We start from the raw sequence: 22371 nt of genomic DNA on the forward strand, positions 1-22371 counted from the left end.
TGGAGATGTTCCGTAACCGTGTGCTCGGCGCGGCCTTTGGTCTGGTGGCCGGCATCGCGACCCTGGCGACCGCCGTCGGCGCGTCGGCCGAAGCCCTGAAGATCGGCGTCACCCCCGGCCCGCACGGCCAGATCCTGGAGAAGGTCAAGCCGCTGGCCGCCAAGGAGGGCCTCGACCTGACGGTGCTGGAGTTCTCCGACTACGTCATCCCGAACCAGGCGCTGTCGCAGGGCGACCTGAACGCCAACTCCTTCCAGCACCAGCCCTACCTGGACAACCAGGTGAAGGACCGCGGCTACGAGCTGGTCAGCGTCGCCAAGACGGTGATCTTCCCGATGGGCGTCTACTCGAAGAAGGTGAAGAGCCTGGACGAGCTGCCCGACGGCGCCAAGATCTCCATCCCCAACGACCCGACCAACGGCGGCCGCGCCCTGCTGCTGCTCCAGGCCAAGGGGCTGCTGAAGGTGAAGGAGAGCGCCGGCCTGAAGGCGTCGCCGCTCGACATCTCCGAGAACCCGAAGAAGCTCCAGATCCTGGAACTGGACGCCGCCCAGCTTCCGCGCTCGCTGGACGACGTGACCGTGGCGGTCATCAACACCAACTTCGCCATGGAATCCGGCCTGGACCCGAACAAGGACGCCATCGCCCGCGAGGCCAGCGAGAGCCCCTACGCCAACGTCATCGCCATCCGCAAGGTCGACCAGGACAAGCCGTGGGTCGCCACGCTGGTGAAGGTCTACCAGAGCGACGAGGTGAAGCAGTTCATCCTCGACCGCTTCAAGGGTGCGGTGGTTCCGGCCTGGTAATCGCCGCCGGCTCCGCAAGAAAGGCCCTTCCTCCCGCCGGAGGAAGGGCCTTTCTTCTTAAAACTTGAGCCCCGCCACACCGTCTAGAATCGCCCCGTCGGAAAGAGCGCGACGCTCCAGCTTCGCCCCGAACATGCGGGCGTTGGTCAGGTCCGTGTTGGTCAGGTCGCAGCCGGACAGGTTGGCGAAGGACAGATCGGCCCCCGCGAAATTCACCTCGCGCAGGCAGGCGCCGCGCAGGTCGGCGTAGCGCAGCCGCGCGCCCGACAGGTCGGAGGCCATTGACCGTCTCTCGTCGAAATAGAGCGGGCGCAGGTTGGCCTTGCGCAGGTCGGCGTTGTTCAGCTTGGCGAGGCGCAGGTTCACGCCGCGCAGGTCGCCGTTGATCAGTTTGGCCAGACGCAGGTCGCCCTTCTCCAGCACCGCGGCCTGAAGCTGCACGCTGGTCAGGTCCAGCCCGTACAGGGTCGCCCCGACCGCCCGCAGCATGGTCAGGCAGGTGTGGGCCAGCGACGGGGCGTGCCGCAGGTCGAAGCCCGAGAGGTCGAGCGCCGTCCCCTCTGCCCCGCTGGACCCGACCCAGCGGATGTGCTCGTGCAGAAGCTCGTCCAGCGGGCGCCCAAGTTCGGCGACGACGCGGCCGACCGGATCGTCGGTCAGGGCGTCCTCCATGTCGGCGTCGGCCAGCTCCGTCATGACCATGGTGGCACCGGTCAGCACCGCGCCGCGCAGGCAGGCGCCGCGCAGGTCGGCCCCGGACAGGTCCGCCCCTTCCAGGTTCGATCCGGTGAAATTGGCCCCGCGCATGGTGGCGCGGACCAGCTTGCACCCGCGCATCAGCGCGTCGGTGAAGTCGGTGTGGATTGCCATGGCCCCGGACAGCCGGGCGTTGGTCAGATTGGCGCCGGACAGGTCGGCCCCCGACGCCTCGGTCGGCCGGTCCTCCACCTGGATGATGCGCAGGCTGCCGTCACGGTCCTTCTCCGCCAGCGAGCCGTCGCGCAGGTCCGCCTCGAACAGGTTGGCGCCGATCAGGATGGCCCCGCGCAGGCAGGCGCCGCGCAGGTCGGTCTTGATGAGGCTGGCGTTCTCCAGATTGGCCAGCCGCAGGTCGGTGGCGAACATCGACGCGCAATCCAGCCGCGCCCCGGCCAGATTGGCGCCGCGCAGGCTGGCCCCGACGAAATCGGCGTGGGCGAGGTCACGCCCGGTGAGGTCCAACCCGTTCAGGTCGAAAAAGGACAGCGTCGCCCGCGCCCCGCCGATGCGGGCGTTCCGGAACATCTCGTGCCGGCGCACAACCGCGTCGAGCTGGACCTGATCCAGACGGGTGAGAGGACGCTGCTGCATGGCCGTGTTCGCCTCCGATCACGGTTTCAGAGTACCCTTGGCAGCCTTCACGAATGATTAATGCAACCCACAATGGGATGCTTTTCCTGCCGGGGAAAACGCCTTCCGGCCTTCACGCCGCGGACGACTGGCTTTGCCGCACCGGCACGCGCTCCGCCCCCAGCGCGTTCAGCGCGTCGCGCAGCACGTCGGGGGTGACGGGCTTGTGCAGCAGGCGACAGCCGGCGGCCACCGCCTCGCGGATGCGTTCGGGGCCGGTGTCGCCGGTCAGGATGATGCCGGGAATGGGCCGTCCTACCTGCTCCGCTGCGCGGGTGATCGTCTCGGCGCCGGTCAGCGGACCCGGCAGGCGGAAATCCGACAGTATGAGGTCCGGACAGCGCGGGGCCGCGCGCAGCGCCGCCAGCGCCGCCGGCCCGTCCGCCGCCACCATCACGTCGTGCCCCCAGCTTTCCAGGAGGAGCTGCATCCCGGAACTCTGCACCGGGTCGTCCTCGACGATCAGGATCAGGCGCGCCGCCGGATCCTCCGCACGGTCGGCGGGCACCGGGGCCGCCGCGTCCGTCCGCGATTCGCTGGCCGCCAGCGGGACCATGATGGAAAAGACCGAACCCTGGCCCGGACGCGACCGGACCTCCACCGCGTGGCCCAGCAGAGCGGCCTTGCGGCGCACCTTGGGAAGCCCCAGCCCCAGGCCGCGGCGGCGGTCGCGCTCCGGGTTGCCCAACTGCACGAAGTCTTCGAAGATGGCGTCCAGATGCTCCGCCGCGATGCCCGGGCCGGTGTCCCACACCTCGATGCGCAGCCATTGGCCACGCCGCCGGCAGCCGACCACCACCCCGCCCGCCGGCGTGTAGGCGATGGCGTTGCGCAGCAGGTCGCCCAGCATGCGGGTCAGCAGCGTGGCGTCGGTGCGCACCATGGCGTCGCACGCCCGCACCCGCAAATCCAGTTGCTTGTCCGCCGCCAGCCCCCGGAACTCCGACGCCGCGCCGCCCAGGACGGTGGCGATGGACACCTCGGCGATGTTCGGGCGGACCACCCCGGCGTCCAGCGTGGCGACCTCCAGCAGCGCGTGCAGCAGCTTCTCCCCGCTGTCCAGCGCCTCGCCCATCTTCTCGGCGATCGACCGCTCGCGCGGTTCCTTCAGTCGCTCCATCAGCAGATGATGGAACAGGCGCAGCGCCTGGAAGGGCTGGCGCAGATCGTGGTTGGCCGCCGACAGGAAACGGGCCTTGGCCTGATTGGCGCGCTCCTTCTCGGCCAGGGCGCGGACCAGCTTCTGATTGAGGGAGCGCAGGTCGGCGGTGCGCTCCTCAACCCGCTGCTCCAGCCGGGCGTTGGCGTCGCGCAGGGCGTCGCGGGCCGCCGCCTCGCGCCGCAGGCTGGCCCAGCCGAGTGCCGCCAGCCCGAACAGGGCGATGACGCTGACGCCCACCATCATGAAGCCGTGCTGCAGGCGGCTGCTCCACGGCTCCAGAACGACGGCGCGCGGCAGGGCGACCGCCGCCACCGCCGGGAAGTCGCGCATCCGCTTCAGGCCGATGACCACGCCCTGCCCGCCGAGCGACCAGTCGCTCTCACCGCGCTCCGCCCCGGGGTCCAGCGCGGGGAGCGGACCGATCCCGCTGCCGCCGCTGCCGGCGAGCCGCGTGCCGTCCAGGCGGAACAGGCCGGCGACGCTGTGCCGCCCGTCGCTGAAGACATCAAGAACCGTGTGCAGGCTGGAGGAGGGAAGCGCCAGCAGGACCATGCCCTCCAGGGCACCCCCGCGTCCCGGAATGCCGCGGACCATCAGGATGGAATCCAGCCCGTCCACCTGCCCGTGCAACAGTTCCAGCCCGCCGCCTCCCCCTTGGCCGCCCGCCCCTTGGAGCACACTGGCGATGCCCCCGTCGGGATGGATGGTGGGGCCGAACACCGTCCGGCCTTCGGCGTCAAGGATGGACAGCACACCGAACCGCGACGCTGACAGCGCCTCACCCAGGGCGCTGTCGGGAAGCGACGCGAGTCCGCCCGCCTCCAGGCGGTCGGCGACCCGCGCCAGGGCAGCCGCGCCGCCATCCAGCACGGCGTCGGCGTGACCCTCCAGAAAGGCCGCGGCCTGCCGGCTGCCGCGTTCCGCCCGGTCGAGCGTGCTGACGTAATCGACCAGCGACAGCGCACCCCAGGCCGCACCGCCCAGCAGCGTCATCACCAGGACGATGGCCGCCAGGATGGCCTTCGGATGGAAGTTGAGCAGGGCGTTGACCGAAAGCCGGATCATGGGCGGGGGCGTCTTGGTGAGGCGGATCGGGAGCGGTGCCACCGATCCACCGGATGCACAATGCCGCCGGGCACCGGCGAAGCCGGCGCCTGGGGCGATGACCGATGTGGGTGATTCAGAATGCGGCGCTTGCGGGTTTCGCGGCGGCAGATCGCCGTTGGGCCGGAGAAGCCGCAGAGACATGGTGGTTGGCTCTGCCCTTCATTGATCTTTCCGCCTTTTCGGCGCTGAAGAAGCGGCGGTGGCACCGAAAGGCAAAATTCGACATCTGCGTTACACCCGGTTTCTTGGCCCTTTGTCGGAAATCTCCCGGACCTCCCCCAGAAGTTTATTTGCCTTTATTGTCTGGAACCGATGATAGCACGCGATAGTTATCGGCGCGACCCGCCATGACGACTATGACCATGCTCATACCAGACCCACTCTTTGGGTGAGGTGGCACGAAATGGTTCGGCCAGGAGTTGAAGCTCCCTCAAACATCGGAAATTGCGCCGATGACGGGATCACCGGGGCGGCTTGCGCGTTCCTGTGCTGCTTCATGCCGCAACGCGCCCACACCGAGGTTCAACCGTGAAGAAGCCGCCGTTCGCTCCTAAGGTTTTCCGCCAGTCCCGCATCCGGGAAGGTCTTCCCTACCCTCTCGGCGCCACATGGGACGGGCTGGGCGTCAACTTCGCGCTGTTTTCCGCCAACGCCACCAAGGTGGAGCTGTGCCTGTTCGACCAGGACGGACGCCGCGAGCTGGAACGGATCGAGCTGCCCGAATACACCGACGAGGTGTGGCACGGCTATCTGCCGGACGCCCGGCCGGGCACGGTCTACGGCTACCGCGTGCACGGACCTTACGAGCCCAAGGCGGGCCACCGCTTCAACCCGAACAAGCTGCTGCTCGACCCCTACGCCAAGCATATGGTCGGGCCGCTGCGCTGGTCGGACGCGCATTTCGGCTACCGCGTCGGCTCGCCGCGCGGCGACCTGTCCTTCGACCGGCGCGACAGCGCCCCCGGCATGCCGAAATGCGTGGTGATCGACCCGGCCTTCACCTGGGGCCATGACCGCCACCCGGCGATCCCCTGGGAGAAGTCGATCTTCTACGAGACCCACGTGCGCGGCTACACCATGCGGCACCCGGCGGTGCCGCCGCAGTACCGCGGCACCTTCGCCGGCTTCGCCCAGCAGGAGGTGGTGGAGTACATCCGCTCGCTGGGCGTCACGGCGGTGGAGCTTCTGCCGGTCCATGCCTTCGTGGACGACCGCTACCTTCTGGAAAAGGGGCTGCGCAACTACTGGGGCTACAACAGCATCTCCTTCTTCGCGCCCGACCCGCGCTACATGGCGACCGGGGCGATCCACGAGTTCAAGGAGATGGTCGCCCGCCTGCACGACGCCGGGATCGAGGTGATCCTCGACGTCGTCTACAACCACACCGCCGAAGGCAACGAGATGGGGCCGACGCTGTCCTTCAAGGGCATCGACAACGCCTCCTACTACCGGCTGGCGCCGGACCCACGCTACTACATCAACGACACCGGCACGGGCAACACGCTGAACCTCGTGCATGCGCGCGTCCTCCAGATGGTCACCGATTCCTTGCGCTACTGGGTGACCGAGATGCATGTGGACGGCTTCCGCTTCGACCTCGCCACCATCCTGGCGCGGGAGACCTACGGCTTCGACCACAGCGGCGGCTTCCTCGACGCCTGCCGCCAGGATCCGGTGCTGTCGCGCGTCAAGCTGATCGCCGAGCCGTGGGATTGCGGCCCCGGCGGCTATCAGGTCGGCGGCTTCCCGCCGGGCTGGGCGGAGTGGAACGACAAGTTCCGCGACACCGTGCGCTCCTACTGGAAGGGCGACGAGGGCAAGCTGCCCGAGCTGGCGACCCGCATGGCCGCCTCGGCGGACGTGTTCAACCGGCGGGGACGCAAGCCCTGGGCCAGCGTCAACTTCGTCACCGCCCATGACGGCTTCACGCTGCACGACCTCGTCGCCTACAACGACAAGCACAACGACGCGAACGGCGAGGAAAACCGCGACGGCCATTCCCACAACATCTCGTGGAACCACGGGGCGGAGGGGCCGACCGACGATCCGGAAATCAACGCCCTGCGCTTCCGCCAGATGCGCAACCTGCTGGCCACGCTGCTGCTGTCCCAGGGCACGCCGATGATCCTGGCCGGCGACGAGTTCGCCCGCAGCCAGAACGGCAACAACAACGCCTATTGCCAGGACAACGAGATCAGCTGGATCGACTGGGAGGGCGTCAGCGACGAGGGCTGGGCGCTGACCGACTTCGTCCGCCACCTGATCGGGCTGCGGCAGAGCCACCCGCTGCTGCGCCGCGGGCGCTTCTTCACCGGCGCCTACAACCCCGACCTGGAGGTGAAGGACCTCACCTGGATCACCCCCGCCGGCGAGGAGAAGACGACCGAGCAGTGGCAGGACCCCATGGCGCGCTGCCTGGGCATGCTGCTCGACGGGCGGGCGCAGGCCACCGGAATCAAGAAGGTGGCGTCGGATGCCACGCTGCTGCTCATCATCAACGCCTACCACGACGTGGTGCCCTTCAAGCTGCCGGAGGTCGCGGGTGGCAGCCGCTGGCTGACGCTGGTGGACACCACGGAGCCCGACCGGCTGGAGGTCGCCACCGCCCAGACCGGCGACGAGATCCCGGTCAACGGGCGCTCCCTGCTGCTGTTCGAGCTGATGCCCGACCGCCGCTCCGACATCGGGCTGAAGGCCGCCGCGCGGGCTTTGCGCGCCGCCTCCGGGCCGGGCGAGCCGGTGGCGGCGATCACGCCGGACAGCATCGCGTCGGGCGCCAGCCCGGCCGAGACGGTGCAGCAGCCGGGCGAGTGATCGCCGGGTCCCGACAGACCGTCAAGGAACGGTGCGGCAGGACGCCGCATCGTTCCATTCTCATTTTTATCTACAATTTTAGGCAAATCGGCGCTATCAAGGCATCGGACTGTCTGCCCCGGACCATTGCTTGTGCGCGCAACGCCGCATCGGCCGCATTCCCGCGCTCCAGGGCAAGGAACGACCACAACGATTCCAGGAGGTTTGGGCATGTGTCATGGCGACTACATCCGATTCCTGGTTGCCACCGAGGCCGACCCGGCCCTGCGCTCGGCGCTGCGGCGGGCATCGCGCGGCCTGCTGACCCTGGGCGATCTGGTGGATTTCGCTGCCGGTCACGGCTTTCGCTTCACCGAGGCGGACATTCCCCTGGCCGTGGCCCAGCCCGCCGCCTGCGGAACCGACTGAATCAGCCGGGAGCGATCACGCGGGAGTGATCACGGCGGCGGCGCCGTCGTGCTGCAACTGCCGCGGATCGTCAACATGATCCCATCGTCGGACGGAAAGATGTCCTTGTCGGCGTCGCGCGGAATGGGAATTTTCTGGCGGCGGCAGAAGAGCAGGAGGACGCCGAGCGTCTTGCTGGGCATGAAGGCGACATCCCGCACCTTCGCGGCCCCCTGCTGCACCATGACCACCACGCCCCCGTCCGATTTCGGAACGACGGAGGCGATCAGGCCCAAGGGAAGATCGGTCTGATTCGGCACCTTCTGGTACCAGCCGAAGGCTTTCTTGAGGGCCGAGTTCGTAAAGACAAGGTGACGCGTTTCGAAAATCATTCCGGACCAGTTTCAGGCCCGGCCGCCCTCCAGTTCCGGGTTCAACCGGAACGTGATCGCACGCCCCAGTTTGGAATCCCGCAGAAGGATCTGCTTGGTTTCCAGCAGCTTGATGGCCCGGTTGACGTTGGGCCGCTGCATGCCGAGCGCATCAGCCAGTTCGGACTGGAGCACCGGCACGGGACGGTCGAAATGGAGCCGCCGGCTCAGGTAGGTGAACACACGAAGCGCCTCCAGGGTGATGTCCCGATCGGTCGAAACGGTCCTGGAGAGGAGGTCATGATGCTGCATGGCGGCCTCGGAACGCAAGTTGGCTCGGCGTCGCAGTCCGGCTGCGCAAGCGCCGGACGGATAATTTCGCCTGCTCCGCAGGTTACCCCGCCTTTGTTGTCCGAATGTGTCGCGCGCGTTTCGAAATTGACACAAAGCCGCGCCAATTGTGACGCCTCCGCCGGAACCCTTCCCCTCACCCTCCCGTTCCCCGAAGGAGCTACCGTCACGTGAGGAGGAGGGGACCCAATGCATCGGCTCGTGCTGCTGCGGCACGGTCAGAGCGTCTGGAACCGCTCGGATCTGTTCACCGGCTGGACCGACGTCGATCTGACCGAACAGGGGGTGGCCGAAACCCGCCACGCCGCCGGCCTGATGAAGCAGGCCGGATTCGATTTCGACGTGGCCTTCACCTCCGTCCTGAAGCGGGCGATCAGGACGCTCGACATCGTGCTGGAGGAGATGGACCGGATGTGGCTGCCGGTGCACAAGCACTGGCGCCTGAACGAGCGCCATTACGGCGCGCTCCAGGGGCTGAACAAGACGGAGACGGCGGCCCGCCACGGCGCCGATCAGGTTTTCCTGTGGCGGCGGAGCTGGGACGTCCCACCCCCGCCCGTCGAGCCCGAGGACCCGTGCTCCGCGGTGTCGGACCGGCGCTACGCCGGCATCGGCCGCGCGAACCTGCCCCGTGGCGAAAGCCTGAAGGACACCACGGACCGGGTGATCCCCTTCTGGGAGGAAGGCATCTGCCCGGCCCTGCGGCTGGGCGCGCGGGTGCTGGTGTCGGCCCACGGCAACAGCCTGCGCGGCCTCGTGAAGCATCTCGACAAGGTGCCCGACCAGGACATCCCGCTGTTCGAGATCCCGACCAGCCGCCCGCTGGTCTATGAGCTGGGCGCCGATCTGGTGCCGCTGCGCCGCTATTTCCTGACCGAAGGCGGCGGGACCGAGGAGATCACCTGGACCCGCCGGGACGACGCCGGTCAAAGCGGCGTCGTGGCGGCGTGGGTCCTATTTCCCTCTCCCCGGAGGGGCGAGGGAAATAGGACTCACCCCGGCGGGGCGTCGCCCGCGATGCCCCGCCCGCCCTTGCCGCCCTTGCGGCCCGGCAGCGTGTGGTGGAACGGCGGGTGGCCGCTCTCCGCACCGCTCTTTGCCGGCGGCTGAGGGCCGCGCGCTCCGTCCGGACGGCGCCCGCGCCGCTCGCCCTGCCGCTCTTCCACCCGCCCGGCGTAGCAGTTGTCGCAGACACGGAAACGGTGGTTCGCCTTCAGCCGCGTGCCGCAGACCGGGCAGGCGCGGGCCAGCGAGCGTTCGGCCAGCGTGCGCTCGATGAAGGCGTTCAGCATGGCCCGGCGCTCCTGGCACAGGTCCATGTCCGGATAGGCGTCGGGAAAGCGGTAGGCCAGCCACGCGTAGGCAGTCAGCTCCTTCACCGCGCGCTCGGCCTTCTCCAGTTCCACGTCGGTGCCGACGCGGTGGTGGAAGCGCTCGGCGGCGTCGGGGGCGGAATTGGGAACGCCCTTGCCTTGGTTCGTCGCCCACAGCGCCAGAAGGCGCAGGTTGTTCTGGTCGCGCACGTCGATGGGGCAGCGCGCCAGCATGTCGCGCTCCGCCAGCGGCAGCTTCGCCCGGTCCACCGCCGTGGCGGCCTGGATGCGCTGCTCCAGGTCGGTCATGCGGAAGGTCTGGTTGGCGCGCAGCAGTTCCTGCCCCGCCGTGCGCAGCACCTTGGCGAGGCTGTCGGTGTCCAGCTCCCGCGCGATGGCCTCGACATGGGTCAGGTTGGGGCTGATCCAGGCGCGCGGGTCCTCGGGCGGGACCGGCGGAGTGGTCAGCGCCCGGCGCACCGGGTTGATGTTCTCCCCTCCAGCACCGCGACGCGGCCTTCCTCGTGCATGCCGAAGCGTCCCGCCCGCCCGCCGATCTGGCGGATTTCGGAGGAGTTCAGATCGCGCTCCTCCCGCCCGTCGTACTTGCGGGTGGTCGACAGGACGACGCGGGCGACCGGCAGGTTCAGCCCCATGCCGATGGCGTCGGTCGCCACCAGCACGTCCGCCGTGCCGTCGCGGAAGCGCCGCGCCTCGGCCCGCCGCACTTCCGGCGACAGCGCGCCGTAGATCACCGCCACCGTGTGGTCGCGGGCCAGAAGCTCGCGCCGCAGCCCCATCACGTCCTTGCGCGAGAAGGCGATCACCGCGTCGCCGCGGCGGACATTCTCCAGCGCCACCCGCTCCTCCTGCACGCGCAGCGGCGACTTGCGGGTGAACTCCACGACCTCCAGTTCCTCCCCAGCGCGGTGGCGAGGCGCTGCACGTAGGGGATGGCGTCGGCGGAGCCGGTCATCAGGATTTCCGGGGCGGCCACGCCGGCCACCGCCTGGGTCCAGGCCCAGCCGCGGTCGGGATCGCCGATCATCTGGATCTCGTCGATGACGCAGGCGCCCCAGACCTTGGACGTGTTGACCATCTCGATGGTCGAGGAGGTGAAGGAGGCGCCGGGCCGCACGTCGCGCTCCTCGCCGGTCACCAGGCTGCAGGCCCGACCGCGCGTCTCCAGCGCCTCCTGCCCCTCCAGCGCCAGCAGGCGCAGCGGGGCGAGGTAGCAGCCGCTCTGCGCCTCGGCCAGCCGGTCCATGGCGGCGTGGGTCTTGCCGGAGTTGGTCGGGCCGACGAACAGCCGCAGCTTGCGCACCATGGCGCGGGCCGTGGCGAAGCTGTCGAGATAGACGCCGAGGCCGGAGGCGTTCTCCAGCCGCTCCCGCCGGACCTTCAGACCGGCGCGGGCGGCGGCGGTGGAGAAGGCCTCCTCCAGCGCGTCCAGCAGGGTTTGCAGGCGCGGGATACGGCCGCCGAAGCCGATCACCCGGCCCAGCTCGTCGGCGAAGCCCTTGGGCCGCCACGCCTCGCCGAAGCCGTTGGCGCGCTGCGCCATGGAAGCGAACCAGCCGTCCACCCGCCCGCGCGCCTTCTCGATGGCGGCGGAGGACAGGCAGGCCGCCTTGACCCGCTTGCCCAGCGTCTTCGCCTGGGGACGGCCGAAGCCCTCCTCCGCGGTCATCAGCCCCCACAGCTCCGCCTCGATGTCGGGCAGCGGGCCGAGCGCCACGCGGAAACGCAGCTTCAGCTTCCGGTCGGTTCCGGGAACGACCACCTCGTGGACGACGGCGACCGACCAGCGGGCCGGGGTGCTGTCGGCGTCCACCTCGATCCCGTCGCCGCGCACCACCGCGGCGATGGCGCGCAACGCGTCGCGGCGGTCGAATTCGTCAGCAGTCCCTGGGGCGGTGCCCGGTTGGCGGGGGTGGTTTCGTCGTTGCTCATGGACTGGTCTTCTTCCGTCGCCGCCCCCGGAGAGATCGGCCTGGGGATTCAAGGAACTGGTTGGGGCTGGCGGTCTTGAGGGGGCTTTGCCGGACCTCGAACAGTGCCGTGCCACGGGGCGGACGCCCACCCCCTATTCTGCACACCGGCACCCCACGGGTGTACCTATATGGTCGGAGCCATAGGATAGGGCAAGCCGATTCAGGGGTTCTACCGGCGTGGCCGGGCTAATTCGCCTGAACTTTCCCCTCTCCCATCCCACCGCTGCGAAAAAGGGGCGGTGCCAGCCACATCATTCCCTGTTGTCCGACGGTCGTGTCGAAAGGGGTACCCGGTAACGGTTTCACCGGCTGCCACCAATCGAAAGTGTTAGCAAGCAATATCGTCTTACTGCACCGCAAACCGTCGGGCATCATCGTTGCAGAGACAACGTAACCGTCGTCGCTTCGCAGATTTGGTTAGGAGATGTGCATGCCGACCCCTCGTGACGTCCTGGCACTGATCGAGAGAATACGGTGTATTTCTTGCGAGGACGAGCGCTATGCATTGATAAAGACATTGTCAGCCGTCGAGCGACCGACCATCCTGTCGTTCCTCAACGCTCACGGCGTGAACCTCTGCGCGGGGTCCTCCGCCGCGTGGTCGGCTTTCCGCGCCTCCGACGTCCTGTTGCGGGACGGGGTGGCGCTGGAGACGGCCCTGCCGTGGCTCGACCAGCCGGTCGGGCTGAACATGAACGGGACCGACTTCATCCCGCTCCTCCTCCGCCACCTGTCGCCCCGTCGGGTCGCCGTCTACGGCACCGCGGCGCCCTGGCTGGACGAGGGGATCGAGCGGCTGAAGGAGCGGACCCCGCACGACTATGTCGATGCCCAGCACGGGTTCCATTCCGTGGAGCATTACATCGCCCGTGCGCGGGAGCTTCAGCCCGACGTCATCATCCTGGCCATGGGCATGCCCCGCCAGGAGGAGGTCGCGGTGCAACTCAAGCGCGCGCTGGATCATAAGGTGCTGATCGTCAACGGCGGCGCCATCATCGATTTCCTCGCCGGGCGCTTCACCCGGGCCCCCGCCGCCGTCCAGCGCATCGGGCTGGAATGGGCGTTCCGGCTGGTCCAGGAGCCCCGCCGTCTGTTTCGCCGCTATTGCGTCGGCGCTTTCGGCTTCGCCCACACCGTCATGCTTATGCGCCGTGCCGCCATGCGTTCGTCCAGCGCCCCAGCACCAGCGCCCATGCATAAGGAGCTTTGAGACGTGGAAAATCTGCCCCAAGTCAATCATGGCGGCCATCACGGCGGTCCGCCGGCTCCGGTTCCGGCATGGCCCGCCGCCCCGGCCCGTCCCGGCGCAGCGAGTTCGAATCCCAGACCCCGTCCATGGGTCCCGACTTCCGCTTCATCCTGCGCGTGCTGGGCAGCCACAAGTGGCTGATCGCGGCCATCGTGGTGGTGCTGACCGGTCTGTCGGCCCTGGGCGTCTCCACGCTCAAGGACCAGTACACCTCCGAAGCCCTTCTGCTGGTCGACAACCGGCAGGTCCGCGTCGTCCGCGAGGTCGAGCAGGTGGTGGGCGCGATTCCACCGAGGACGCCGCCATCCTGAGCGAGATCGAGATCCTGAAGTCGCCCCAGGTGCTGAACCAGGTGGTCAACGATCTCCAGCTCGCCCAGCATCCCGAATTCAACCCGCCGGCGCAGGAGGACGAGACGCTCCCGCTCGTCGAGCGCGCGGTGGCCTACGGCCGTGACCTCGCCTCGCGCTTCTGGGACGGCGCCCCGCCGGCCCCGGTCGCCTGGCTGCTGAGCCATGGTGACGAGGTGGCGCAGGACATCCGGGCGCGCGAGGCGCACGCGGCGCTGGGCAACGATCAGATCATCGCGCGCATCCACCGCAAGCTCGACGTCGCCATCGTCGGCCGGTCGCGCGTGATCCAGGTGCGCTTCACTTCCAAGGAGCCGCAGCTGAGCCGCGACGTGGTGGACGGCATCGTCCGCCGGTACATGGAAACCCGTCAGCAGATGGACCGCGACCTGTCGACCAGCGCAATCTCCTGGCTGCAGGACCGCATCGTCCTGCTGCGCCGCGAGGTTGCCGAGGCCGACTCCAAGGTCGAGGAGGCCCGCGTCAAGGGCGGCCTGCTGAAGGGCGGCACCGGCCTGATGGCCCAGAACGAGCTTGAGCAGACCCGCCTGCGCCTGAGCGAGGCGTCGGCCATCCGCGCCCGCTCGGTCGCCCAGGCCGACACGCTGGAGCGCAACCTGAAGGCTGGCAACTGGAACGCCATCGGCGGCAGCATCGCCTCCCCGGTCGTCGCCCAGCTCCGCGCCACGGTCGCCGCCATCTCCACGGAAATGGCCCAGCTTTCCCGCCAGTATGGGCCGAAGCACCCGCGCATCGTTGAACTCCAGGGCCGCCTGAACGAGGCCAACTCCTCGCTCCAGCAGGAAATCCGCCGCGAGATCAACGGCGTCCGCGAAGCCGCCCAGGTCGCGGTCGAGCAGGAGACCGCGCTTCGCTCCATGATCACCCGCATGGAGGGCAGCTACGCCACCATGCAGGAGCAGGCCATCCCGCTGCGCACCCTGGAGTCCGAGGCGACCGCCAAGCGCCAGCTTCTCGATAGCCTGCTGGGCCGTCTTGAAGAGGTCGAGGCCCAGAAGGACAGCCGCGCCTTCCCGGCCGCCGTAAGCTGGTCTCCGCGCCGCAGGTGCCGCACGAGCCGTCGGGTCCCTTCCGCGTCCTCCTGCTGCTGGCCGGCTTCGTCGCCGCCCTCGCGCTGGCCATCTTCAGCGTCTTCGGTCTGGAGCTTCTCCAGCGCCGCATCCACACCCCGGACGCCGTGCGCCGCATCCTGGGCGTCGGCACCGTCCACATCGTGCCGCACCACAGCGACCGCGGGGCCAAGGGCCGGCTCTACAAGATCTTCCAGCGCCACCCCTTCTCGCTGTTCAGCGAATCCCTGCGCGCCCTGTTCCGCAACCATCTGTCGGATCTCGGTCCGGTCGGTGCGCTGGCGGTGACCTCGGCCCGCCCGCAGGACGGCAAGACCTCGCTGACGCTGGCCGTCGCCCAGGTCGCCAGCCAGGCCGGCCGCCGGGTGGTGGTGGTGGACACCGACTTCCGCCGCTCCCGCATGGAAGGGCTGTTCGACCTGTCCACCAAGAAGGGCCTGTCGGACTGGATCGCCGGTGATGCCACGCTGGACGAGATCGTCCACACCTCCGACGACGTGCCCTTCGCCATGGTTCCGGCGGGCAAGCTGAACCCGATGACGCTGGACCGCTTCAACGTCGACAGCTTGGTGCAGCTGATGGCCGGCCTGTCGCCCAGCTTCGATCTGGTGGTGTTCGACACCGCCCCGGCGCTGGCCGTGTCGGATGCCCGCATCGTCTGCGGCGCCGCCTCCAAGGTTCTCTTCGTCACCCGCTGGGGCCACACCACGGCGAGCGATCTGGACGCGGTGGCCGACCTGGGGCCGATCGACCACAGCAAGTTCGTCTGCGTGATGACCGACGTGAACCTGAAGAAGGCCGCCAGCAAGGGCTACCAGGGTCCGTACAACAGCTACGTCGCCACGCGGAAATACTACGGCGACCAGACCCTGCGCGCCGCGCCGTAAGCGACGCCAAAGCCCTTCTCCCTCCGGGGAGAAGGGCTTTGGGATGAGGGCGGCCGCAGGCCGACCACGCTGGCTCATTGCAGTGCGTGGACGCCCTGACGGGCGCCCCCTCACCCTAACCCTCTCCCCGCTTTCGGCGGACCAAAGGTCCGCCTGTCGCGTCAGCGCAAACTCCGTTTGCGCGTGAGCGGGGAGAGGGAATTTCCATTTCTCATCAAACCACACGAGGCCCGACGCCCATGGCCCAGACCTCGCCAAAAGCCACCTCGCCGAAAACCCTCTCCTTCACGCGCCGGGACGCGCTGCGCGCCGCCGCAGCCGCCGCGGTGCTGGCAAGCTGCAAGGCCGCCGCCGGCCCGTCCGTCGCCGAGGCAGCGTCGGCCAGAGGGGCGAACGTCGTGCCCCACCCCACCCTGCGCGACGCCTGCCGGGCCGCCGGCATCCTCCACGGCGCCGCCCGCGACCATCTGATCGAGCCGGAAGACCCCATGCTCGACACGCTGATGGCGCGGGAATGCGACGTGGTGACGCCCGAGAACGGCGGCAAATGGGCCGTCTTCCAGCCGCAGGAGGGCAATTTCGACTGGGGCCGCTTCGACGCCGGGGTGGAACTGGCCCGCCGCATCGGCGCCAAGCCCAACTGGCACTGCGCCCTGTGGCAGCACATGGGCATGCCCGACTACATGACGCTGCCGGCGAGCCGCCAGCGCGCGCTGGGCATCGGGGAGAGCGCCTATTTCTCGGCCGACGGCACGCTGTCCGAGGACAATTACTGGCCGCGCTTCACCGCCATGGTCGCGGCGGTCAAGCAGCGCTACGGCGACCGCTTCTACCGCATCGACGTGATGAACGAGGCTTTCTTCTGGGAGACCGAGCGCAGCCACCCCCAGGAGCAGGACCGCTACGGCTTCCGCAAGGGCATGTGGTGGGTGGTGGCGGGCGGCGCCAAGGGGCCGGAATGGCTCGACCCCTTCTTCCACCACATCCGCAAGGAATTTCCCTCCGCCAAGCTGGTCATCAACGAGTTCGGGATCGAGATCGACGAGGGCTGGCAGCAGCGCAAGCGCGCCTATTTCCAGACTTGGCTGACCGACGCGGTCAAGCGCGGCGTGCCGATCGACGGCGTCGGGCTGCAAAGCCACCTGATGGCCGGCAAGCCCTACGACCGCGAGGGCATGAAGGGCTTCCTGCGGGCCATGGACCGGCTGGGCCTGCCCATCCACGTCACCGAGTTCGACGTGAACGAGAAGCACCTGCCGCGCTCCTGGTCACGGGCGGAGAAGGACCGCGCCATGGCCTTCCTGGCCGGGCAGTATCTGGGCGACATCGCCGGGAACGCGCGGCTGGCCGAGCTGTGCTGGTGGCACCTGCGCTCCGACCTGAACTACATCGCGCGGGAGATGCCGGAGCTGAAGCCCCACCCCTCCCCTACGACGCGGCGTCGCGCCCGCTGCCGCTGTACGAGGCGTCGGTGCAGGCGCTGCGCGGGCGCAACCGGTCGGGTGAGCCCAATCTGGTTGAGGCGGGTCGGGGTGTCTCCGGCCGGGAAGCGGCGCGGTACCCCTTCCGGCCCCGCTACCCCGCCCGATCGCGCGACCCGCTCCGCCGTCCGCGCCTGTAAGGATTTCCGACAGCGACCTTAGATTAGCGGAACAGCGGCGTTTCTCCCAACGAGGTGATCTGTGGACACGTTGACGTCGGATGAGCTGGTCGCCCGCTACAAGCGGAAGTTCGGTCTGGCCCCGAACTACCCCCTCAGCGAAACCATGGTCCGCCAGCATTGGGACCTGGAACGCCAGCTCGCCCGCGAGCTGCTCGATTCCCGCCGCGAAGAGCGCTGGACGGTGTTCGAGCGGAACTACACCACCCTCTACAGCGAATGCCCCTGGCTGAACGATGCGGTGGACACGGCGGCGCAGAACGACGAGCTGGACTTCCGCCATTTCCTGACGCTGCTCAAGGGCGCGCGGGACGTCTACGAGGTTGGGTCGGGCAAAGGCCGGCTGCTCAGCTATCTGGCCCGCCACGGCCACCGCTGCGTCGCCACCGAAATCACCCGCGAGCGCGGCGAGCGCTGGACCGACGAGCGCTCCAACGTGACGTGGCGCTGCTGCGACGGCGTCAACCTCGCCGAATTCGAGCCGCGCGCCCATTACGACGCCGTCGTCTCCACCCACGTCATCGAGCATCTCCACCCCGAGGACGTGTCCGTGCACCTGTCCAACGTGCACGCCATCCTCAAGCCGGGCGGCCGCTACGTGCTCAGCATGCCGCACAAGCACGCCGGGCCGATGGACCTGTCGGAGGTCTTCGGGCTGGACGAGCCGATCTGCATGCACCTGCGCGAATACACCTGGAGCGAGACGGAGCGCGCGCTGCGCGAGGCCGGCTTCACCCGAATGGAGGCCGTCTACATCGCCCCAATGGCGGTCCGCCGGCGCATGCACATCCATGGGTCCGGGCGCGGATACCTCGCCTACGTGAAGGCCGTGGAATCCGTCATGGGGGCGATGCCGTTAACCCTGCGGCGCAAGCTCGGGAAGCTCGGCCAGCTCTACCTGTTCCGCCCGGAGGTCTTCATGGTGGCTCACAAAAGTCACGAGGGCTGAGGCGGCGGATTTCAGAAACCTTTCTGTAACAAGACTTTACACTTTCCCCTCCCCGTGGCCGCAAGGCCCCACTGTGGCGCGGAAACCGCAGCAAAGGCGGTTTTTCGCGCCTCATTCTTTTCACAGCTCGCCGTGGCTTTTGAGCAGCATTTCCCTAAAATCCGAAATATCTCGTTAACCAATTGGGCCTCACCTTTGCTCCACCGAAAATGGAGAGAGGTTACTTCCAATGGCAACGACCACCACGGGTCTCGTCGACACGACCTTCGTCGTCAACGCCTCGGGGCAGGCTGCCGGCGGGATCTGGCCGCAGTTCCGGCTGCTCCTGGATGGTGTCAACCTCGGTCAGGCGACGGTCGGCTCGACCAGCGACGGCCGGTACACCTTCAAGGCCCAGGTCGCACCGGATCAGGCGCACAAGCTTCAGATCGTCTACTTCAACGACGGCTATGTGAACGGGCAGGACCGCAACCTGCTCGTCAAGTCGCTGGAAGTGAACGGCAAGCCCGTCGCCTCCACCAGCTCGCTGGTCAGCTACGACCGCGGCGCCTCCGACGGGAAGGACGTGATTCCCGGCCAGGAAGGCATGTGGTGGGACGGTTCGCTCGATTTCGCCCTGACCAAGGACTATTTCCCGGTCCCGACGCCGCCGGCCCCGGCCGGCAACACCCAGGTCATCCTGAACCTGCAGGGCAACGCCGCGGGCGGCGTCAACGCGCATTTCAACCTGCTGATCGACGGCAAGAAGGTCGGCGAGGGCGTGGCCGGCGCGTCGGCCAAGGACTACGCCTTCTCGATCAACGCCACGGCGGATCAGGCGCACAAGGTCCAGATCCAGTACGACAACGACGCCACGGTGAACGGCCAGGACCGCAACCTGCTGGTCAACAAGATCACCATCAACGGCAAGTCGGTCATGCCCACCGACAGCAACGTCACCTATGACAAGGGGGCCTTGGACGGCAAGGACGTGGTCAAGGGCCAGTCCGGCCTGTGGTGGAACGGCACGCTGGTGGTCGACGCCGACAAGAGCTTCTTTCCCGGCTCCTCCAACCCGACCAACCCCACCACGCCGACCACGCCGCCGGCCCCCACCCCGACGAAGCCGACCCTGTCGGTCAGCGACGTGTCGGTGACCGAGCCGACCGGCAAGACCGCCGGCATCGCGCCAGGCTTCCTGCACACCGAGGGCGGCCAGATCATGGACAGCAGCGGCAAGGCCGTGAAGCTGACCGGCGTGAACTGGTTCGGGTCCGAGGGCTACGCCTTCGCGCCGCAGGGGCTGTGGATGGACAGCTACCAGAGCCACATGAACCAGATGAAGGATCTGGGCTTCAACACCATCCGCCTGCCCTACTCCGACGCGATGCTCGACAACGGCCGCATGCCGACCGGCATCGACTATTCGAAGAACCCCGACCTGCGCGGCAAGACCTCGCTGGAGGTCTTCGACAAGATCATCGATTACGCCGACAAGATCGGCATGAAGATCATCCTCGACCACCACCGCTCCGGCGACGGCGCGTCGGCCAACGAGAACGGTCTCTGGTACACCAGCCAGTATCCGGATCGAAGATGATCGAGAACTGGAAGATGCTGGCGACCCGTTACAAGGGCAACGACGCCGTCATCGGCGCCGACCTGCACAACGAGCCGCACAACCCGGCGACCTGGGGCGACGGCGGCCCGAACGACTGGGCCCGCGCCGCGGAGCGCATCGGCAACGCCATCCAGTCGGTCAACAAGGACTGGCTGCTGATCGTCGAGGGCATCGAGACCTATCAGAACCAGTGGTACTGGTGGGGCGGCAACCTGCTAGGCGAGAAGAACTACGAGGTCAAGTTCAACACGCCGGACAAGCTGGTCTATTCGGTCCACGATTACGGCCCGTCGCTCTACATGATGGACTGGTTCAAGGCCGGCAACTTCCCGAACAACATGCCGGCGAAGTGGGACCAGATGTGGGGCCACTTCATCCAGAATGACGAGACCCCGATCCTGGTCGGCGAGTTCGGCAGTCGCATGGAAACCGCCATTGACAAGGCGTGGATGCCCAAGCTGATCCAGTACATGAACGCGACTGGAACGGTGACGGCAAGATCGACCTCGCCGCCGGCGACCAGGGGGCGAGCTGGACCTACTGGGCCTGGAGCCCCGGTTCGGGCGACACCGGCGGCATCATGAACGACAGCTGGAAGGTGGACTACAACAAGTACAACGCCATCAAGCCCGGCCTGTACAGCAGCACCGCCGCCAGCCCGGTCACCACCGACGCCGTGTTCACGGTGAAGCTGTCCCAGGCCTACAACCAGACGGTGACGGTGGACTACGCCACGGCGGACGGCACGGCCAAGGCCGGGTCGGACTATCTGGCGACCAGCGGCAAGCTGACCTTCGCCGCCGGCGAGACCACCAAGACGGTCGCCGTCAAGGTGCTGAGCGACGATGTGACGGAGGGCGTCGAGACCTTCAACCTGAAGCTCTCCAACCCGACACAGGCGACCATTGCCGACGGGACCGGCATCGGCACCATCAACCCGCCGGGTTCCGCCCAGGCCCTGTCGGCGGACCTGCTGGCCCACAGCCTGGCCCAGGACACGGCGACGGTGCAGTCGGTGGGCGTGCAGTCCGCGCTCGACCTGTCGGCGATCGACTTCTCGCACATGATGACGGTGGACGCCGCGAACCTGCTGCTCGAGCATCAGGCCGCGTAACGACCGCGAAAGCGGACCATGAGGAAGGGCCGGCGGATTGCTCCGCCGGCCCTTTCCTTTTCAGAGCGTGCGCTTTCAAGACGCCGATTGCAGGCGGCGGACGCGGCCCAGCAGCAGCTTGCCCAGCATCGCCCGGCCCGCCGATCCCATGCCCGGGCCGAACACCGCCGCCGCCAGGAACACCAGCACCAGCACCACCTTTTCCGCTGTGAAGGCCGGGTCGACCTCGGTGCCGAACAGGTACCAGCCTGCCGCATAGGCGAAGGCCGCCGGCACCAGGATCCAGCCGATCCGCACCGCGTTCAACGGCACCTCGTCGCGGCAGATGCGGCGGCGCACCGTCTCGGTCAGGGCGATCTGGAAGACCTCGCGCCCGAGGTTGGCCAGCGCGGCGCCGAGCAGGCCCCACTGCCAGACCAGCGCCAGCGCCAGGGCCGAGCCCACGGCGAGGCTGGCCGCGGAGATCCAGGGCAGCACGCCGACGCGCTTGGCCTTCAGGATCGCCACCTCCGGATTCATGCGCACCCCGTGCAGCACATAGGCCAGCACCAGGAAGGGCATGCTGGTCAGCACCGGCGTGTAGTCGGCCGACGCGATCAGCCAGAGGATCTCCGGCGCGGTCAGCGCCAGCCCCAGCCCGGCCCCGGTCAGCAGGACGACGAACAGGTGGAAGACGAAATCCGCCTGGCCGTGGTCCGCCGCGCCATGCTGGGACTCCAGCCGGCTGACCGACCAGATCTGCAGGAAGGAGGCGGTGAGGAACATGAAGAGGATCTGCGACAGCCGCATCCCGAAGGCGAACAGGCCCACCGCCGCCGTGGACAGCAGGATGTTCAGCAGCCAGCGCGAGACGAAGTTGTTGGCGATGTCCAGCAGCGACTGCGGCGCGTAGGGCAACCCCAGCGCCGCCACCCGCTTCAGGATCGGGAAGGAGAAGGAGAAGCCCGTGTCCTTCAGGATCGCCACCACCAGCAGGAGGCCGAGCGCCAGGAAAGATGCGCCGTTCGCCAGGAAGATGCCCTCCACCCCGAGGCCGAGCGCCCACAGGAACAGCAGGTTGAAGGCCAGCAGGGCCACCACCTTGGCCAGCGACACCAGCAGGCACAGGCCCGACCGCTTGCGCGCCCGGTAGTAAGCCAGCGCCAGTTCGAACAGGGTGGTCAGGGCGACGCCGGCGAGCGCAATCGCCATCACCGCCGCATGGCCGGTGTCGCCGAACATCGCCCAGCTTCCCGCCATGCCCAGCGGCCAGGCCAGCCCGACCATCGCCACCGACGTGCCGACCACCGCCAGCAGGCAGGTGCTGGCGACGCGACGCCGGTCGCCTTCCTCGGCGTGTTCGAAATAGACGGCGGTGAAGGCGTTGTTCATGCCGATCATCAGCATGACCGCCAGCAGGTCGGCGACCACCACCACCAGCGCGTAGACGCCGAATTCGGAAGGGCTGAGAAGCCGGGTGTAGAGCGGCAGGAGCAGAAGCCCGGCAGCCCGGTTCACCACGTTGGCCAGCATGAACAGCCAACCGTGTTTCAAGATCGTCGCTGCTTCGGACGCCATCAGGAACTCCGCCTAGAACACCGGTGGGGCGGCACTGCCGCACCCGCGAACGCAATTCCGATGATTGGAACCGGACCGGGACGTTTCAATTTCGCGTTGGTGCCGTCGTCGTCCTCTTCGGACTTATCCCGATGGCAACCTGTGCCCCCACCCCGACCCTCCCCCGCCACGCAGGGGAGGGAGATTACTGCCAAGCAACGACAGTCCCCTCCCCTGCGAT

The 22371-nt window shown here is 68.1% G+C and carries 20 protein-coding genes; 12 read left to right on the top strand and 8 right to left on the bottom strand.

Going from position 1 to position 22371, the window contains the following annotated elements; all coding sequences use genetic code 11:
- Nucleotides 1-5 precede the first annotated feature (5 nt).
- Entirely contained in the window at nt 6-806 is an 801-nt protein-coding gene (locus tag ACWPXE_RS06595) for a MetQ/NlpA family ABC transporter substrate-binding protein (RefSeq protein ID WP_454017161.1), read from the top strand.
- 57 nt (nt 807-863) lie between these two features.
- On the opposite strand, the gene ACWPXE_RS06600 is transcribed toward ACWPXE_RS06595, so the two are convergent.
- Together ACWPXE_RS06600 and ACWPXE_RS06605 are read right to left on the bottom strand one after the other, a co-directional pair.
- The gene (locus ACWPXE_RS06600; protein ID WP_454017162.1) at nt 864-2156 is read right to left on the bottom strand and encodes a pentapeptide repeat-containing protein; all 1293 of its coding nucleotides are present in this window, start codon (nt 2154-2156) and stop codon (nt 864-866) included.
- Between the two features lie 112 nt (nt 2157-2268).
- The gene (locus ACWPXE_RS06605; protein ID WP_454017163.1) at nt 2269-4422 is read right to left on the bottom strand and encodes an ATP-binding protein; all 2154 of its coding nucleotides are present in this window, start codon (nt 4420-4422) and stop codon (nt 2269-2271) included.
- Nucleotides 4423-4992: 570 nt separating this feature from the next.
- Here ACWPXE_RS06605 and glgX point away from each other — a divergent pair.
- Complete coding sequence (gene glgX / locus ACWPXE_RS06610) at nt 4993-7278, top strand: glycogen debranching protein GlgX (RefSeq protein ID WP_454017164.1); 2286 nt, start codon at nt 4993-4995, stop codon at nt 7276-7278.
- A 210-nt stretch (nt 7279-7488) separates the two neighbouring features.
- Nucleotides 7489-7686, top strand: a complete 198-nt coding sequence (locus tag ACWPXE_RS06615) for a Nif11-like leader peptide family natural product precursor (RefSeq protein WP_454017165.1) — start codon at nt 7489-7491, stop codon at nt 7684-7686.
- A gap of 29 nt (nt 7687-7715) precedes the next feature.
- Here the strand turns inward: ACWPXE_RS06615 and ACWPXE_RS06620 are convergent, their stop codons facing one another.
- Both ACWPXE_RS06620 and ACWPXE_RS06625 read right to left on the bottom strand, forming a co-directional pair.
- A complete protein-coding gene (locus tag ACWPXE_RS06620; RefSeq protein ID WP_237905307.1) occupies nt 7716-7961 on the bottom strand; it encodes a hypothetical protein in 246 nt (81 codons plus the stop codon).
- Between the two features lie 108 nt (nt 7962-8069).
- A complete protein-coding gene (locus ACWPXE_RS06625; RefSeq protein ID WP_014198175.1) occupies nt 8070-8366 on the bottom strand; it encodes a cyclic nucleotide-binding domain-containing protein in 297 nt (98 codons plus the stop codon).
- A gap of 210 nt (nt 8367-8576) precedes the next feature.
- On the opposite strand from ACWPXE_RS06625, the gene gpmA reads away from it, so the two are divergent.
- Nucleotides 8577-9497 carry a 2,3-diphosphoglycerate-dependent phosphoglycerate mutase gene (gene gpmA / locus ACWPXE_RS06630; protein WP_454017166.1) on the top strand — a complete coding sequence of 307 codons (921 nt, stop codon included), beginning with the start codon at nt 8577-8579 and terminating at the stop codon, nt 9495-9497.
- Here the strand turns inward: gpmA and ACWPXE_RS06635 are convergent.
- Genes ACWPXE_RS06635 through ACWPXE_RS06645 form a run of 3 tightly spaced genes read right to left on the bottom strand, consistent with a single transcriptional unit; the run spans nt 9380 to nt 11576 of the window.
- Nucleotides 9380-10180, bottom strand: a complete 801-nt coding sequence (locus tag ACWPXE_RS06635) for an SUV3 domain-containing protein (protein ID WP_454017167.1) — start codon at nt 10178-10180, stop codon at nt 9380-9382. The genes gpmA and ACWPXE_RS06635 overlap by 118 nt on opposite strands.
- On the bottom strand, nt 10165-10605 hold the full coding sequence (locus ACWPXE_RS06640) for a helicase-related protein (RefSeq protein WP_454017168.1): 441 nt from the start codon (nt 10603-10605) through the stop codon (nt 10165-10167). Before ACWPXE_RS06640 ends, ACWPXE_RS06635 begins: the two co-directional genes overlap by 16 nt.
- Nucleotides 10524-11576, bottom strand: coding sequence for a hypothetical protein (locus ACWPXE_RS06645; RefSeq protein WP_454017169.1), 1053 nt, complete (start codon nt 11574-11576; stop codon nt 10524-10526). The genes ACWPXE_RS06640 and ACWPXE_RS06645 overlap by 82 nt, the downstream gene beginning before the upstream one ends.
- A 635-nt stretch (nt 11577-12211) precedes the next feature.
- On the opposite strand from ACWPXE_RS06645, the gene ACWPXE_RS06650 reads away from it, so the two are divergent.
- The 8 genes from ACWPXE_RS06650 to ACWPXE_RS06685 all read left to right on the top strand — a co-directional run bounded on the left by ACWPXE_RS06650 (nt 12212) and on the right by ACWPXE_RS06685 (nt 20594).
- Nucleotides 12212-12904, top strand: coding sequence for a WecB/TagA/CpsF family glycosyltransferase (locus ACWPXE_RS06650; RefSeq protein ID WP_081863175.1), 693 nt, complete (start codon nt 12212-12214; stop codon nt 12902-12904).
- 68 nt (nt 12905-12972) lie between these two features.
- Nucleotides 12973-13254: a Wzz/FepE/Etk N-terminal domain-containing protein gene (locus ACWPXE_RS06655; RefSeq protein ID WP_454017170.1), complete on the top strand. Its 282-nt coding sequence runs from the start codon at nt 12973-12975 to the stop codon at nt 13252-13254.
- Between the two features lie 29 nt (nt 13255-13283).
- A complete protein-coding gene (locus tag ACWPXE_RS06660; protein ID WP_454017171.1) occupies nt 13284-14672 on the top strand; it encodes a GumC family protein in 1389 nt (462 codons plus the stop codon).
- Nucleotides 14673-15510: 838 nt separating this feature from the next.
- Nucleotides 15511-16914, top strand: a complete 1404-nt coding sequence (locus ACWPXE_RS06665; protein ID WP_454017172.1) for an endo-1,4-beta-xylanase — start codon at nt 15511-15513, stop codon at nt 16912-16914.
- Between the two features lie 39 nt (nt 16915-16953).
- Entirely contained in the window at nt 16954-17880 is a 927-nt protein-coding gene (locus tag ACWPXE_RS06670) for a class I SAM-dependent methyltransferase (RefSeq protein ID WP_454017173.1), read from the top strand.
- A 229-nt stretch (nt 17881-18109) separates the two neighbouring features.
- Nucleotides 18110-19459: a carbohydrate-binding domain-containing protein gene (locus ACWPXE_RS06675; protein ID WP_454017174.1), complete on the top strand. Its 1350-nt coding sequence runs from the start codon at nt 18110-18112 to the stop codon at nt 19457-19459.
- Nucleotides 19456-20064 carry a glycoside hydrolase family 5 protein gene (locus ACWPXE_RS06680; protein ID WP_454017175.1) on the top strand — a complete coding sequence of 203 codons (609 nt, stop codon included), beginning with the start codon at nt 19456-19458 and terminating at the stop codon, nt 20062-20064. The genes ACWPXE_RS06675 and ACWPXE_RS06680 overlap by 4 nt, the downstream gene beginning before the upstream one ends.
- Nucleotides 20061-20594 carry a Calx-beta domain-containing protein gene (locus ACWPXE_RS06685; protein ID WP_454017907.1) on the top strand — a complete coding sequence of 178 codons (534 nt, stop codon included), beginning with the start codon at nt 20061-20063 and terminating at the stop codon, nt 20592-20594. The genes ACWPXE_RS06680 and ACWPXE_RS06685 overlap by 4 nt, the downstream gene beginning before the upstream one ends.
- 75 nt (nt 20595-20669) lie before the next feature.
- Here the strand turns inward: ACWPXE_RS06685 and ACWPXE_RS06690 are convergent, their stop codons facing one another.
- On the bottom strand, nt 20670-22151 hold the full coding sequence (locus tag ACWPXE_RS06690) for a lipopolysaccharide biosynthesis protein (RefSeq protein WP_454017176.1): 1482 nt from the start codon (nt 22149-22151) through the stop codon (nt 20670-20672).
- Nucleotides 22152-22371 lie beyond the last annotated feature (220 nt).

The organism is Azospirillum sp. Marseille-Q6669 (assembly GCF_965111635.1).

Coding starts and splice junctions, on each gene's coding strand:
- ACWPXE_RS06595 (WP_454017161.1), top strand. CDS start 6: ATGTTCCGTAACCGTGTGCTCGGCGCGGCCTTTGGTCTGGTGGCCGGC.
- ACWPXE_RS06600 (WP_454017162.1), bottom strand. CDS start 2,156: ATGCAGCAGCGTCCTCTCACCCGTCTGGATCAGGTCCAGCTCGACGCG.
- ACWPXE_RS06605 (WP_454017163.1), bottom strand. CDS start 4,422: ATGATCCGGCTTTCGGTCAACGCCCTGCTCAACTTCCATCCGAAGGCC.
- ACWPXE_RS06615 (WP_454017165.1), top strand. CDS start 7,489: ATGTGTCATGGCGACTACATCCGATTCCTGGTTGCCACCGAGGCCGAC.
- gpmA (WP_454017166.1), top strand. CDS start 8,577: ATGCATCGGCTCGTGCTGCTGCGGCACGGTCAGAGCGTCTGGAACCGC.
- ACWPXE_RS06655 (WP_454017170.1), top strand. CDS start 12,973: ATGGCCCGCCGCCCCGGCCCGTCCCGGCGCAGCGAGTTCGAATCCCAG.
- ACWPXE_RS06665 (WP_454017172.1), top strand. CDS start 15,511: ATGGCCCAGACCTCGCCAAAAGCCACCTCGCCGAAAACCCTCTCCTTC.
- ACWPXE_RS06675 (WP_454017174.1), top strand. CDS start 18,110: ATGGCAACGACCACCACGGGTCTCGTCGACACGACCTTCGTCGTCAAC.
- ACWPXE_RS06680 (WP_454017175.1), top strand. CDS start 19,456: ATGATCGAGAACTGGAAGATGCTGGCGACCCGTTACAAGGGCAACGAC.
- ACWPXE_RS06685 (WP_454017907.1), top strand. CDS start 20,061: ATGAACGACAGCTGGAAGGTGGACTACAACAAGTACAACGCCATCAAG.
- ACWPXE_RS06690 (WP_454017176.1), bottom strand. CDS start 22,151: ATGGCGTCCGAAGCAGCGACGATCTTGAAACACGGTTGGCTGTTCATG.